Source organism: Nocardioides sp. (assembly GCA_037045645.1).
GTDB lineage: Bacteria > Actinomycetota > Actinomycetes > Propionibacteriales > Nocardioidaceae > Nocardioides.
In genome coordinates this window covers 211,527-224,447 of the sequence record JBAOIH010000003.1, presented here as the reverse complement: position 1 = coordinate 224,447, position 12,921 = coordinate 211,527, and the positions used below count along the sequence as shown (strand labels likewise).

General features: G+C 68.0%; 13 protein-coding genes and 2 pseudogenes. 6 read left to right on the top strand and 9 right to left on the bottom strand.

What is annotated here, in order from left to right; genetic code table 11:
• Window positions 1-7 precede the first annotated feature (7 nt).
• The 6 genes and pseudogenes from V9G04_12890 to V9G04_12865 form a co-directional block, all read right to left on the bottom strand.
• Window positions 8-1,405 (bottom strand): HAMP domain-containing sensor histidine kinase, encoded by a 1,398-nt coding sequence (locus V9G04_12890; protein MEI2714151.1) that lies wholly within the window; start codon window positions 1,403-1,405, stop codon window positions 8-10.
• Window positions 1,402-2,094 carry a response regulator transcription factor gene (locus V9G04_12885; protein ID MEI2714150.1) on the bottom strand — a complete coding sequence of 231 codons (693 nt, stop codon included), beginning with the start codon at window positions 2,092-2,094 and terminating at the stop codon, window positions 1,402-1,404. The genes V9G04_12890 and V9G04_12885 overlap by 4 nt, the downstream gene beginning before the upstream one ends.
• A gap of 69 nt (window positions 2,095-2,163) precedes the next feature.
• Window positions 2,164-3,021 (bottom strand): fructosamine kinase family protein, encoded by an 858-nt coding sequence (locus tag V9G04_12880; protein ID MEI2714149.1) that lies wholly within the window; start codon window positions 3,019-3,021, stop codon window positions 2,164-2,166.
• Window positions 3,018-3,317 carry a hypothetical protein gene (locus V9G04_12875; GenBank protein MEI2714148.1) on the bottom strand — a complete coding sequence of 100 codons (300 nt, stop codon included), beginning with the start codon at window positions 3,315-3,317 and terminating at the stop codon, window positions 3,018-3,020. The genes V9G04_12880 and V9G04_12875 overlap by 4 nt, the downstream gene beginning before the upstream one ends.
• Window positions 3,318-3,435: 118 nt before the next feature.
• Window positions 3,436-3,534, bottom strand: a pseudogene (locus V9G04_12870) (low molecular weight phosphotyrosine protein phosphatase).
• Between the two features lies 1 nt (window position 3,535).
• Window positions 3,536-3,934 carry a phage holin family protein gene (locus V9G04_12865; GenBank protein MEI2714147.1) on the bottom strand — a complete coding sequence of 133 codons (399 nt, stop codon included), beginning with the start codon at window positions 3,932-3,934 and terminating at the stop codon, window positions 3,536-3,538.
• A 42-nt stretch (window positions 3,935-3,976) separates the two neighbouring features.
• Here V9G04_12865 and hisC point away from each other — a divergent pair, with 42 nt between their 5' ends.
• Entirely contained in the window at window positions 3,977-5,047 is a 1,071-nt protein-coding gene (hisC, locus tag V9G04_12860; GenBank protein ID MEI2714146.1) for a histidinol-phosphate transaminase, read from the top strand.
• A 62-nt stretch (window positions 5,048-5,109) separates the two neighbouring features.
• Here the strand turns inward: hisC and V9G04_12855 are convergent, their stop codons facing one another.
• The gene (locus V9G04_12855) at window positions 5,110-5,310 is read right to left on the bottom strand and encodes a hypothetical protein (GenBank protein ID MEI2714145.1); all 201 of its coding nucleotides are present in this window, start codon (window positions 5,308-5,310) and stop codon (window positions 5,110-5,112) included.
• Between the two features lie 337 nt (window positions 5,311-5,647).
• Here V9G04_12855 and V9G04_12850 point away from each other — a divergent pair, with 337 nt between their 5' ends.
• Both V9G04_12850 and V9G04_12845 read left to right on the top strand, forming a co-directional pair.
• On the top strand, window positions 5,648-5,869 hold the full coding sequence (locus V9G04_12850; protein ID MEI2714144.1) for a hypothetical protein: 222 nt from the start codon (window positions 5,648-5,650) through the stop codon (window positions 5,867-5,869).
• Window positions 5,835-6,389 carry a glutathione S-transferase C-terminal domain-containing protein gene (locus V9G04_12845; protein MEI2714143.1) on the top strand — a complete coding sequence of 185 codons (555 nt, stop codon included), beginning with the start codon at window positions 5,835-5,837 and terminating at the stop codon, window positions 6,387-6,389. Before V9G04_12850 ends, V9G04_12845 begins: the two co-directional genes overlap by 35 nt.
• A gap of 116 nt (window positions 6,390-6,505) precedes the next feature.
• Here the strand turns inward: V9G04_12845 and V9G04_12840 are convergent, their stop codons facing one another.
• Window positions 6,506-7,552 (bottom strand): family 43 glycosylhydrolase, encoded by a 1,047-nt coding sequence (locus V9G04_12840; protein ID MEI2714142.1) that lies wholly within the window; start codon window positions 7,550-7,552, stop codon window positions 6,506-6,508.
• 7 nt (window positions 7,553-7,559) lie between these two features.
• Complete coding sequence (locus tag V9G04_12835) at window positions 7,560-8,945, bottom strand: PQQ-binding-like beta-propeller repeat protein (protein ID MEI2714141.1); 1,386 nt, start codon at window positions 8,943-8,945, stop codon at window positions 7,560-7,562.
• Between the two features lie 249 nt (window positions 8,946-9,194).
• Here V9G04_12835 and pdhA point away from each other — a divergent pair.
• The 3 genes and pseudogenes from pdhA (at window position 9,195) to V9G04_12820 (ending at window position 12,887) form a co-directional block, all read left to right on the top strand.
• A pseudogene (gene pdhA / locus V9G04_12830) lies at window positions 9,195-10,326 on the top strand (pyruvate dehydrogenase (acetyl-transferring) E1 component subunit alpha).
• Window positions 10,326-11,309, top strand: a complete 984-nt coding sequence (locus tag V9G04_12825; protein MEI2714140.1) for an alpha-ketoacid dehydrogenase subunit beta — start codon at window positions 10,326-10,328, stop codon at window positions 11,307-11,309. Before pdhA ends, V9G04_12825 begins: the two are co-directional and overlap by 1 nt.
• 90 nt (window positions 11,310-11,399) lie before the next feature.
• On the top strand, window positions 11,400-12,887 hold the full coding sequence (locus V9G04_12820) for a dihydrolipoamide acetyltransferase family protein (GenBank protein MEI2714139.1): 1,488 nt from the start codon (window positions 11,400-11,402) through the stop codon (window positions 12,885-12,887).
• Window positions 12,888-12,921 lie beyond the last annotated feature (34 nt).

Below are 12,921 nucleotides of genomic sequence, written 5' to 3'. Positions count from 1 at the left end.
GCCCAACTCAACGGCCAGGGACACCCAACTCAACACGGGAGCCGGGCAGCCGCAGCACCAGGCGCGCGCCCCCGCTCGGTGATGCACCGGCCACGACCGAACCCGAGTGGCGTTCGGCGATCTGCCGCACGATCGACAACCCGAGCCCGGAGCCGGGCATCGTGCGGGACTCCGCCGAGCGATAGAAACGATCGAAGATGTGCGGCAGGTCCTGGGGGCTGATCCCCGGGCCCTGGTCGTCGACGGTAAGCACCCCGTCGTGCAGCGCCACGGTCACGATGCCGCCCGGTGGTGACCACTTGGCGGCGTTGTCGAGCAGGTTGGTGAAGGCGCGCTCCAGGGAGGATTCCTCGCCGTGCACGATCCACGGCGACGACGTGACATCGAAGGCCAGCAGCGGCGCCCGCCGCTTGACTCGCGCGAGCGCTCGATCGAGCACTTCGCCGATGTCGACCTCCTCGACGACCGCCTCGCGCAGCGGCTCGTCGCGCGCGAGCTCGACCAGGTCGCCGATCAGGGTCGTCATCTCCTCGATCTGCGCGCGTACGTCCGCCAACAACTCCGCACGCGCAGCCGCCGGGATCGCGAGTTCCCCGCCCTCCGCCTGCGAGAGCAGGTCGAGGTTGGTGCGCAACGAGGTCAGGGGCGTACGCAACTCGTGTCCGGCGTCCGCGACGAGTTGGCGCTGCCGATCCCGTGAGGCTGACAGCGCGGTCAGCATCCGGTTGAACGCAGCCGAGAGCCGCGCCAACTCGTCGGCTCCCTCGACGGGCAGCGGCGTCAGATCCTCGGTGCGGGCGATGTCCTCCACGGATGCGGTGAGGCGGCGTACGGGTCGCAGGCCATGTCGTGCCACCTGCCAGCCCGCGATCCCCGCCGCCAACACCCCGAGCAGGAAGAACAGCAGCGTCACGGAGCCCAGGTTGCGCAGCACCCGGTCCTGCGGTTCGAGCGACTGCGCCAGCATCAACGCCTGGTCCTCGCCCGCCTGCACGGTGACCACCCGCCAACGGGTGCCGTCCGAGGCCCGCACTGTGCGTACGACCGTCTCGCGCGAGCCGTTCGCCACCGCCAACTCGGGCCCGCCGACGCGAAAACTCGGTCCGTCGTCTAGCGAATAGCGCGGCTGCTTGTCGGCATAGATCACCGCGATCCGGACGTCCGCGGCGCCGATCACCCACGACGGCACCGCCGTGATCTCCGCGATCGCGCCGCCGACCGCCGCCTTGTGGGCGCGGTTGAGCAGCGAGGCGTCCATGCTGCTTTGCAACTGCTGGCGTACGACTGCGAAGGTCGCCGCCGACACGCTGGCGACCGACAGACCGACGACGATCGTGGTGAGCAGCGCGACCCGGCTTGCCAGCGAACGCCGGTAGTGCCAGCGCCGGTCGCCGGCCTCGCTCATGACTCCTTCAGGACATAGCCGACACCGCGCACGGTGTGGATGAGCCGCGACTCGCCTTCGGCCTCTGTCTTGCGGCGCAGATAGCCGACGTAGACCTCGAGGGAATTGGCGGTGGTCGGGAAGTCGTACCCCCACACCTCTTCGAGGATGAACGATCGCTCCAGGACTCGGCGAGGCCGATGCAAGAACATCTCCAACAAGGTGAATTCCGTGCGGGTCAACTCGATAGCGCGCTCGCCTCGGCGGACATCGCGGGTGGCCAGATTCATGGTCAGGTCCGCGAAGCCCAGCACCTCGTCCTGCTCGTCCTCGCGGGGGGCCGCCCGGCGCAACAGGGCACGCAGCCGAGCAAGGAGTTCTTGCAACGCGAAGGGCTTGGTGAGGTAGTCGTCCGCGCCGGCGTCCAGTCCGTCGACCCGGTCGCCGATCGCGTCGCGCGCTGTCAGGACGAGAACGGGGACGTCGTTGCCGCTCGTACGCAAGGCTCGGGTCGCCTCGAGGCCGTCCAGGCGCGGCATCATCACGTCCATGATCACCACGTCGGGCGCGGCTTTCCCGATGGTCGCCAGCGCCTCTGCGCCATCCGCGGCAGTCGCGACCGCGTACCCGTTGAACTCCAGCGAGCGGCGCAGCGAGTCGCGTACGGCCTTGTCGTCATCGACGACGAGGATCGTCGGTCGCGCGGCCATCTGGGGGTTGGGCAGGGCACTCACCTCTTCACTTTGCCAGGCGTGGCTGAAACATCCCTGAGAAGGGCCTCAGGCATAACGGGCGGCGGCAGTCGCGGTGCGCGCTCCGTACGCACCACCGAACAGGCACGCGTGCACCAACAGCGGGAAGAGTTGGTGCAGCCCGACCCGCTCCTCCCACCCGTCGGCCAGCGGCGTCTCCTCGCGATAGGCGTCGAGTACGCGGTGCAGGTGCGGCAGCCCGAAGAGCGCCAGCATCGCCAGGTCGGTCTCGCGGTGCCCGCCATGGGCTGCGGGATCGATCAACCAGACGGGGCCGTCCGTGGACCACAGCACGTTGCCGCTCCACAGGTCGCCGTGCAGCAGGGCCGGGGGCTCCTCGGGGACCAGTTCGTCGAGGCGGCCCGCGAGGGTCTCGATGACTCCGGCTTCTTCCGAGCCGAGCGCGCCGCGTTCGCGGGCCAGGCGGGCGTACGGCAGTAGGCGCCGCTGGGCGAAGAAGGCAGCCCAACTGTCGGCGGTGCCGTTGGGTAGGGGGAGCCGGCCGATGAAACCGTCGGTCGGTGCCCCGAAGCCGTCGGCCGCACGCGAGTGCAGTCGGGCGAGTGCGCGACCGAAGTTCTCGGCCGCATCCGGAGTCGGGCGACCCGTCTCGACCCAGCGCAGGATCAGCGCCTCGTGATCGACGGCGAGCACCTCGGGGATTCGTACGCTCGCGGTTGCCGCGAGACGACGCAGGCCTGCTGCTTCGACGTCGAAGAACCCTGGCGGCGCACCCGTGAGTGTCTTGAGCAGCGCGGTGCTGCCGTCGGAGAGGCGGAGTTTGGTGGCGGTCGCGATGTCGCCGCCGGCGACCGGTGCCGTGGCCGCGACCGACATGCCGAGGAGTTCCTCGGCCTTGCGGGCGAGCCCCGGCTGGCGGGTCATGGCCTCGGTGCCTCGTCGAGTGCGGCGCGTACGAGCGGGACGAGCGCATCCGTGGTGCGTTCGATCATCGTCAACACCTCCTCGAAACCTTCCGGTCCACCGTAGTAGGGATCGGGCACTTCTGCCCCCGGCGTCACGGGATCGAACTCGCCGTACAGGTGTACGCGTCCAGTCGCCCCACTCGGCAACTCGCGGGACAGGGCGTCGAGATGTCCCTGGTCCATGGCCAAGATCAGGTCGACCTCGTCGTACCAATTCCGCCGCGAATTGCTGGGCCCGGTGTCGGTCGGGGTCATAGCCCGCGCGACGCAGCTCGTCGGCCGAGCGGTCGTCCATGCGGTTGCCGACATGCCAGTCACCCAGGCCCGAACTGATCGTCTCGATCGGCAGGCCCGCCTCGTCGACGCGCGACTGGAGGACGACCTGTGCCGTAGGGGAGCGGCAGATGTTGCCCGAGCAGACGAACCCGACTCGATAGCGGTCGGGCACGTGAGGCGCTGGCACCGAAGGCATGTCAGTCGTCGTCCTTGAGCACGGCCACGTTGATGAATCCGGTGACCAAGGTGATCACGATTGCCCCGAGCAACGCGCTCACGAATCCGTCGACGACGAAGTCCAGGCCAGAACGGTCGGCGATCCACGCGGTGAGCAGCAGCATCAACGCGTTGATGACGAGCAGGAACAGGCCGATCGTCAGCACGATGAAGGGGATCGAGAAGAACTTCACGACCGGCTCGACGAAGAAGTTCACCAGGCCCAGGATCAGCGCCACCCCGAGGACCGTGGGGAACTTGTCCTGGATCTGCTCCAGCATCGGGGAGTCGGCGCCCCCGACTCGGATGCCGTCGACGAGCCAGGCGGCGACGGCGAGAGCGGCCGTGTTGGTGGCCAGCCAGGCGATGAGTCTCTTCACGCCGACGATCCTAGGCGGCGCGCGCTCACTAGGGTGCTGTCCATGAGCAGTCCGACCCCACGGGCCAATGTGCTGGCGATCCCGGCGTACGTGCCCGGCAAGCCCCCGACTCCGCGCGACGACATGACCGTCTTCAAGTTGTCGTCGAACGAGAATCCGTACGATCCCCTGCCCGGCGTGGTCGAGGCGACCTTGGTCGAGGTGCAGCGGATGAACCGGTATCCGGATATGGGTTCGACCGCGCTCTTCGCGGCGCTCTCCGCACGTCTGGGGGTGCCGGTTTCGGACCTGGCGCTGGCCACCGGCAGCGTGGCGCTGATCTATCAGATCGTGTCGGCGTTCTGCGAGCCCGGCGATGAGGTCGTCTTCGCGTGGCGATCCTTCGAGGCGTACCCGATCGCCGTCAGCGCGTGCGCGGCGACGTCGGTGCAGGTGCCGGTGACGGCTGACGGTCGCCATGACCTCGACGCGATGGCGGCGGCGATCACCGAGCGTACGAAGGTCGTGCTGGTGTGCACCCCCAACAACCCGACGGGACCGTCGGTGACCCAGGCCGAACTCGACGCGTTCTTGGCTCGCGTGCCGGCACATGTGCTGGTGGTGGTCGACGAGGCGTACGTCGAGTTCGTCCGGATGGACGACCCGGTCGACGGTGTGGCCACCTATGCGAAGCACCCGAACGTCGTGGTGACACGCACCTTCTCCAAGGCCTACGGACTCGCGGGGATGCGGGTCGGGTATGCGATCGCTTCGCCGGATCTTGCTGGGGCGTTGCGCGCGGTCTCGCTGCCGTTTGGCATCTCGGCGATGGCGCAGGCTGCGGCGATCGCGTCGCTGGAGGCAGAGTCGGAGTTGCTGGAACGAGTGTCTTTGCTGGTCGCCGAACGCGACCGGGTCGTGGCCGGGATCCGCTCGGCGGGCTGGGATATCCCCGAGGCGCAGGGCAACTTCGTCTGGTTCGGGCTCGGGGACCGGACCGCGGAGTTCGCGGCCGCCGCCGATGCCCGCGGGATCGTGGTGCGGCCCTTCGCGGGCGAAGGCGCCCGTGTCTCCATCGGCGAGGTCGAGGCCAACGACCGGCTGATCGAGTTGGCCCGCGACTTTGCGTCCTGAGTACGGACATACGGTCCCTTCGGGGCGTTCGCCTTCCGCTCGACCCATCGTCCGGGCACGACTTATGTCCGTACTCGGAGCGTCGACTGCGCGTCCATCGTCCGAAAGGCTGGGACGAGTGTCGGCGCCATCGTCGTCAGCAGATAGCACCCGCCGGCGATCAGGAAGACTGGCGCGAGGCCCAGGGCGGTCACGCCGAGACCGCCGAGCACCGCGCCGAAGGGCATCAGCGACCAGCACAGAGCAGTGTTGAGCGATGACACGCGGCCGAGCAGACCGGGGCGTCGAAGGCCATCACAAAGTAGCGCGGCCCGCCCGGATCCGGAAGGCAATAGGGTCGAAGGGTGAACGACGCGGCGACCACCTACACCGAGAAGGGCAAGCCCTTCGAGCGAGACATGACCTATCTGCCCGACCGGATCCTGGCCGGACAGCGGTCGGCAGATCCTCTCGACGACGACTTCCCCAGCGGTTCCAAAGACTCGCCACGCGACGTGGCCATCTGGCCGGTCGAGCCGGGCCGCTACCACCTCGTCGCGGCTCGTGCCTGTCCGTGGGCCAACCGGGCCATCATCGTGCGCGAACTGCTGGGCCTGCACGATGTCATCTCGCTCGGCACGCCTGGCCCCACGCACGACCGGAACTCGTGGACGTTCGACCTGGACGCCGGACGGACGCGATCCGGTCCTGGGCATCCCGCGGCTGAAGGATGCGTACGAAGCTCGCGAACCCGGCTACCCGCGCGGCATCACCGTGCCCGCGATCGTCGACGATCGAGTCGGGTCGCGTGGTCACCAACGACTTCCCGCAGATCACCCATGACCTCTTCTTCGAGTGGCGCGAGCACCACCGCTCGGACGCGCCCGACCTGTGGCCGGCCGACCTGCGCGCCGAGATGGACGCAGGTCATGAAGCGCGTCTTCACCGAGGTGAACAACGGCGTCTACCGGTGCGGATTCGCCGGCTCGCCAGGAGGCCTACGACGCAGGCGTACGACCGACTCTGGGCCGCGCTGGACTGGCTGGAGGAGCGGCTCGCCGCGCGGCGCTATCTCATGGGGGAGGCGATCACCGAGGCCGACGTACGGCTGTTCACCACCCTGGTGCGCTTCGACCCCGTCTACCACGGCCACTTCAAGTGCAACCGGCAGCAAGCTCAGCGAGATGCCCGCACCTGTGGGCGCTATGCCCGCGATCTCTTCCAGACCCCGGGCTTCGGGGACACGGTCGACTTCGACCAGATCAAGCGGCACTACTACGTCGTGCACACCGACGTGAACCCGACCGGCATCGTCCCGAAGGGCCCGGATCTGGCTGCCTGGCTGGAGCCCCCCACGCGCTGACCGGGCACGAACGCACGTATGAAACACGCTGACCGGGCACAAACGCACGCGTCAACGCGTGCGTTCGCGCCCGCTCGGCGTGTTCTGCGCGTGCGTTCGCGCCCGCTCGGCGCGGGTTAGCGCGGGCTGACCCAGTCGACGAACCTCGGGCGACCCCGCGTGTCGAAGCGTAGGGTCGCTGCGTAGAGCCCCCGGATCGGGAACAGGTCGGGGTCCACGCGGGAGCGGAAGTCGGTGGGGCAGGGGACGTCGCTGCGATAGCAGACCCAGCCGTGCAGATACATCCGCACTCGCTTCTTGCCCGCCGGGACCAGGTCGCCGCCCCCCGGTCCGCAGATGCCCGTCCGACTGTGATCGAACAACACCGAACCCGGCCCCGGGAAGCTCCATTTCGACGACGACTGGCGCCAGGTCGTGACGTAGTCACACCCGACGTACGACCGCTCCGACGTGAACAGCGTCCAGGTCCGGCCACGGCGCACCATCACCGGATTCTCGATCGTGTCGCGACTGTGCGCGATCTTGCGTGAGGGGTACGCCGCGTGCAGACCGTCGCGTGAGAGTGGCAGCATCCGGATCGTCGAGGGCTTGGACTGGGTCTTGTAGAGCAGGAACAGCCGACCGTCCTTCTCCTGGAAGACCGACGGATCGATCACGCCGCCTGCCGGCAGGAAGTGCTCCTTGTCGGCGAGTTCGTCCTCGGCGGAAGGCCAGCCCACACGTGGGGGACACACCAGGGGTACGTCCCCCGCGGGCGTGAACGGACCGGTCGCCGCAGGCCCGATCGCCACGCCGATGCACCGGCCGCTGCGCGCGACTCCCGCAGCGCGAGCGGAGTAATAGAGCACCCAACCGACAGTCGTACGGAAGACGTCGGGCGCCCAGATCCCGCCAGGCAGCATCCACGGCGGAGCCGAGGTGAGCGTGGGGCCGAGACTGGTGAACGGACCGGTGCCGCTGGGGGACACGAACCCGGGGATGTACGCCCCGGTGGCCAGCGCCACCCATCCGGAGTTGCTGCGTACGACCGCCGGGTCGGCCACGTCGGTCTGCCAGACCAACGGTGCGGGCGCTGTGGTGTCGCGTGCTTGGGAGGGACCTGGCAGCAGACTCGCGGCCGCGACGATCAGCGCGACGGCTGTCGTACGAAGGCCGCGGGTCATGCGTCGGCTACTCCGTCTCCTGGTCGGTCGGGAAGAGCGCCGACTCGGAGTCGCTCGGTTCGGGTTCGGTGGTCTCAGAGCCCGACGTCGGCTCGGACTCCGAGGTCGGCTCGGACTCCGAGGAGGTCTCCGACGAGGACGGAGTCGACCCATAGACCGGCACATAGAACGCGACGCCCATGTAGGTGTAGACGCCGCCGTCGGCGTTGACGTCGGTCGGCGCAGCACCCGCGTTGGTGACCAGGTCCTTGCCGGTCTTGGCGTCGAGTACGACCGAGGTCTCGTCGAGGAAGCCGAAGATCAGGCCGTCGGTCACGTTGGTCACCAGCGGCGCGCGACGAGCCGTCGTGGGCAGGCTCCACAGTCGCTTGTTGGCCTTGACGTCCCAGGCGATCACGGTGTTGTCGGGCGAGGCGCAGACCACCGCGCTGGCCGAGGAGGGGCGACAGTTCAGCGTGGTGCTCTGGATCGGCTGGTCGCTCTTGACCGGCGACTTGCCGGTGCGCAGGTTCATCGGCAGCACGATCGAGGCGTTGTAGTACGCGTCGGTCACGGCGACCAGCGCGTTGGGCCCGTTGCGTCCCAGCAGCGAGGCCGTCTTGGCTCCGGTGGTGGCGGCCCAGCGCTGCTTGCCGGTGGCGACGGTGATGCCCATGATGTCACCGGGCTTGACGTTGGTGCCGTTGGTCACCACGGCGAGGTCGCCTGCGATGCCCAGCGGGGTGGCGTTGTTGCGTCGCCAACTGACCTTCTTCTTCTCCATCTCGAAGTTCAGCGTCGTCGACGGCAGCGCGTCGCCACCGGAGACACCGACCAGGACGTTGTCGTCCAAGACCGCCGAGATGAAGCCGATCCGGAAGGAGCCGGTGCCGCTGGAGGACTGCTTCATCTCGAACTCGACGTTGGCGGACACGTCGCCGGTCTCGACGTCGAAACGCTGGACCGCGTAGTACTCCTTGCCGAGTTTGGTCCCGGCGCCGGGGACCTGACGCTGCGACAGGGCGTACCCGGTCTTCTCGTCCTCGGTGACGTAGACGTCGATGTACTGGTTCTCGTCGGGCGAGGTGACGGTGTAGAGGTCCTTGAGGTCCGGTGCCGTGCGTACGATCATCTCGGTCGCGCCGGCGGTGATCACCCGGGTTTCGGTGAGTGCCACGTCCTTGACGTCGGTCTCGGGGAACTCCGTCTCTTGCGAGGTGTCGAACTTCGTCGCGATGCCGCGGATCGCGCTGGGCTCGTCGTTGTCGAGGGCGTCCTCGGAAGCGCTGTCGGTGGGCGTGGCCGACGTGGTGCTCGACTTCTTCGATTCGGGGTCGTCGCTTCCCGAGCAGGCGGTGAGCGCGAACGTGCTCGCGAGCAGGACCGCGAGACCAGTGGTGACCGTGCGAGACATGAGCGCATCCTAAGTGGCGCCCGGTCGTCGATCACGGTCGCCGTCCGCGGGTGCGGTACGTTTGCCGAATCCACCCTGTGGCGCCGATCACACCCTCGTCGGTGTCATGGGAAATGCCAGGCGGAGACCCCGCCGGCTCCGTGAGCGCACGAAGGAGTGCAGGTGACAGCACAGACCCCAGCCGCAGGCGGTTTCGGCCCGGACCTCGTCGAGGTCTTCGGGCCGTCGCAGTCCGACGGTGGACCCGAACTGATCCAACTCCTCACGCCCGAGGGCGAGCGGCGACACGACTCCCGCTTCAACATGGAGTTCTCGGCCGAGGAACTGCGCGGTTTCTATCGCGACATGGTGCTCACCCGACGGCTCGACGTCGAGGCGACCGCGTTGCAGCGCCACGGCGAGCTCGGCATCTGGGCCCAACTGCTCGGTCAGGAGGCCGCGCAGATCGGCGCGGGGCGCGCGCTCAAACCGCAGGACTACGTCTTCCCGACCTATCGCGAGCACGGGGTGGCGTACTGCCGTGGCATCGACCCGCTCAAACTGCTCGGTCTCTTCCGCGGTGTCGACCAGGGCTCCTGGGACCCGGCGGCCAACAACTTCGGGCTCTACACGATCGTGATCGGCGCGCAGACGTTGCACGCCACCGGGTACGCCATGGGGGTCCAGCGCGACGGCCTGGTCGGCACCGGGGACGACGATCGCGACATGGCGGTGCTCGCACACTTCGGTGACGGCGCGTCGTCGCAAGGCGACGTCAACGAGTCCTTCATCTTCGCCGCGTCCTACAACGCCCCGGTCGTGTTCTTCTGCCAGAACAACCAGTGGGCGATCAGCGAGCCGATCGAGCGCCAGACGCGGATCCCGCTCTATCAGCGCGCACTCGGCTTCGGTTTCCCCGGCCTGCGCGTCGACGGCAACGACGTCCTCGCGACGTACGCCGTCACCAAGGCTGCGCTCCAGCACGCGCGCGAAGGCAGCGGCCCGAGCTTCATCGAGGCGTACACCTATCGGATGGGCGCGCACACGACCACCGACGACCCGACCCGCTATCGCCTCTCCGACGACGTCGAGAAGTGGAAGTTGCGCGATCCGATCGCGCGGGTGGAGGTCTATCTCAAGCGCAACGGCCTTGCCGATCAGGAGTTCCTCGACGACCTCAAGGCGGAGGCGGACGAAGCTCGGACACCACCTGCGCGAAGGCTGCAAGGCGCTGCCGGACCCCGGTCCGCTGGAAGGCTTCGACCAGGTCTTCAGCGAGATCACCGACGAGTTGGTCGCCCAGCGTGACGAGTACGCCGCGTACCTCGACTCCTTCGAGGGTGCCGCGGAGTCCGATGCCGATGATGCGACCGTCCGCGAGCAGACGGCAGGTGCGTTCTGATGAAGATCACGCTCGCCAAGGGTCTCAACGCCGGGCTGCGCCGGGCGATGGAGGACAACGACAAGGTTCTGCTGATGGGCGAGGACGTCGGCAAGTTGGGCGGGGTCTTCCGGATCACCGACGGCCTGCAGAAGGACTTCGGCGAGGACCGGGTCATCGACTCGCCGCTGGCTGAGTCGGGCATCGTCGGCACCGCGGTCGGGATGGCGCTGCGCGGCTACCGCCCGGTCGTGGAGATCCAGTTCGACGGTTTCGTCTACCCGGCGTACGACCAGATCGTGTGCCAGGTCGCGAAGTACACCTACCGCTCCCAGGGCAAGGTGAAGATGCCGATCGTCATCCGGATCCCCTTCGGTGGCGGCATCGGTGCGGTGGAGCACCACTCGGAGTCGCCGGAGGCGCAGTTCGCGCACACGCCCGGGCTCAAAGTCGTGGCGTGCTCCAACCCGGTCGACGGCTATTGGATGATCCAGCAGGCGATCGCCCACGACGACCCGGTGATCTTCCTCGAACCCAAGCGGCAATATCACGCCGACAAGGCCGAGCTCGACGACTCCGGCTCGCTCGCGGATGCGTACCCGCTGTTCAAGTCACGGCTGCTCAGACAAGGCGCCGACCTGACTTTGCTGGCGTACGGTCCGATGGTCAAGACGGCGATGAAGGCCGCCGAGGCGGCGGCGTCCGAGGGGCGTGCCTTGGAGGTCATCGATCTGCGTACGCTCTCGCCGCTCGACCTGGCGCCGGTCTATGAGTCCGTACGCCGCACGGGTCGCTGTGTGGTGGCGCACGAGGCGCACGTCAACCTCGGCATGGGCGCGGAGATCGCGGCGCGGGTGACCGAGGAGTGCTTCTATTCGCTCGAGGCGCCGGTGCTGCGGGTGGGGGCGTTCGACACGCCGTATCCACCCTCGCGGATCGAGGAGGAATACCTTCCCGACCTCGATCGGGTCCTCGATGCCGTCGACCGCACCTTCGAATACTGAGCCGCGCGGTGGTTGAGGAGTGACCGTCTCGAAAGCCCGCGCTGGTTGAGGAGGCCGAAGGCCGTCTCGAAACTCTTGGAAAGGAACCTGGTGTCTGAGTTCAAGTTGCCCGATGTCGGCGAGGGCCTCACCGAAGCCGAGATCGTGTCGTGGAAGGTCAAGGTCGGCGACACGGTCGCGATCAACGACGTGATCGTGGAGATCGAGACGGCCAAGTCGCTGGTCGAGTTGCCGTCGCCGTACGCCGGGCAGGTGCTCGCGCTGCTCGTCGCCGAAGGGGAGATGGTCGAGGTGGGCACGCCGATCATTTCGATCGGCGACCCGGCCGCTACTTCGGTGGTGGCGGAGCGTCCGGAGGACGCGTCACGAAACCAGGCGGTTTCTGACGAGATCGACCTGTCCAACCCCGCCGCGACCGGGGGCGGCGAGGGTGAGTCTCTGGTCGGCAGGATGAAGGCCGAGCGTGGCGCCACCCGGCGGGCCCGCCGCCGTGGCGGGGCCGACGAGATCGGTCGGGTCACTGCGCATGCCGAGGTGCACGACTCGTTCAATGCCGGCGCCGCTCCCCAGGTGGAGAAGGTCGAGGCGCTGGTCAGCACGCTGATCACCGACGTCGATGAGGAGCCGGTCGTACCACCTCCTTCCGAGCCTCCGGTCACTGCGCCCTCAAGCGGAGCGCGCGCGCTGGCGACGCCGCCCGTACGCAAACTCGCGCGCGACCTCGGCGTCGATCTGCAGTCGCTCATCGGGTCTGGCCCGTCGGGTTCGATCACGCGCGCCGATGTCGAAACCGCAGCGTCGGCTTCGGCTGCCGCGGCTGCGCAGCCGTCGGTTCCTGAGGAGCCGACTATGTCGGCGTCTCGAAGGGCTCGAAACCAGCGCGAGACCCGCGAACCGATCAAGGGCGTACGCAAGATGATGGCGGCGGCGATGAGCCAGTCGGCCTTCACCGCCCCGCACGTCACCGAGTGGATCACGATCGACTGCACCGCCACGGTGCAGCTCGTCGAACGGCTCAAGGCGCGCCGTGAGTTCCGCGAGGTCAAGGTCTCGCCACTGCTCGTACTTGCCCGCGCGGTGATCCTGGCTGCGCGCAAGACGCCGGCGATCAACTCGTTCTGGGACGAGGCCGCCCAGGAGGTGGTGTTCAAGTCGTACGTCAACCTCGGCATCGCGGCCGCCACCCCGCGTGGGTTGGTCGTGCCCAACATCAAGGACGCCGACAGTCTGTCGATGCTGGAATTGGCGGACGCCTTGACGGGATTGGTCGACACCGCCCGCGCCGGCAAGACTCAGCCGGCCGAGATGAGCGGCGGCACGTTCACCATCACCAACGTCGGCGTCTTCGGCGTCGATGCAGGCACGCCGATCATCAATCCGGGGGAGTCGGCGATCTTGGCGTTCGGCGCGATCAACAAACGTCCATGGGTCGACGAGACGGGCGAGTTGTGCGTACGCGATGTCACGACGCTGGCGCTGTCGTTCGATCACCGCCACATCGACGGCGAAGCCGGCTCGCGCTTCCTGGCCGATGTGGCCGGGGTGTTGAACGACCCGGGGACCGCCCTGCTCTTCTGACCTGTCGCGTCTGCATTTGCAACACCCGCCGACC

Bases quoted from the DNA above. Each gene is read 5' to 3' on its own strand.
- V9G04_12890 (MEI2714151.1), bottom strand. From the start codon at position 1,405: ATGAGCGAGGCCGGCGACCGGCGCTGGCACTACCGGCGTTCGCTGGCA.
- V9G04_12885 (MEI2714150.1), bottom strand. From the start codon at position 2,094: ATGGCCGCGCGACCGACGATCCTCGTCGTCGATGACGACAAGGCCGTA.
- V9G04_12880 (MEI2714149.1), bottom strand. From the start codon at position 3,021: ATGACCCGCCAGCCGGGGCTCGCCCGCAAGGCCGAGGAACTCCTCGGC.
- V9G04_12875 (MEI2714148.1), bottom strand. From the start codon at position 3,317: ATGACCCCGACCGACACCGGGCCCAGCAATTCGCGGCGGAATTGGTAC.
- hisC (MEI2714146.1), top strand. From the start codon at position 3,977: ATGAGCAGTCCGACCCCACGGGCCAATGTGCTGGCGATCCCGGCGTAC.
- V9G04_12850 (MEI2714144.1), top strand. From the start codon at position 5,648: ATGTCATCTCGCTCGGCACGCCTGGCCCCACGCACGACCGGAACTCGT.
- V9G04_12840 (MEI2714142.1), bottom strand. From the start codon at position 7,552: ATGACCCGCGGCCTTCGTACGACAGCCGTCGCGCTGATCGTCGCGGCC.
- V9G04_12835 (MEI2714141.1), bottom strand. From the start codon at position 8,945: ATGTCTCGCACGGTCACCACTGGTCTCGCGGTCCTGCTCGCGAGCACG.
- V9G04_12825 (MEI2714140.1), top strand. From the start codon at position 10,326: ATGAAGATCACGCTCGCCAAGGGTCTCAACGCCGGGCTGCGCCGGGCG.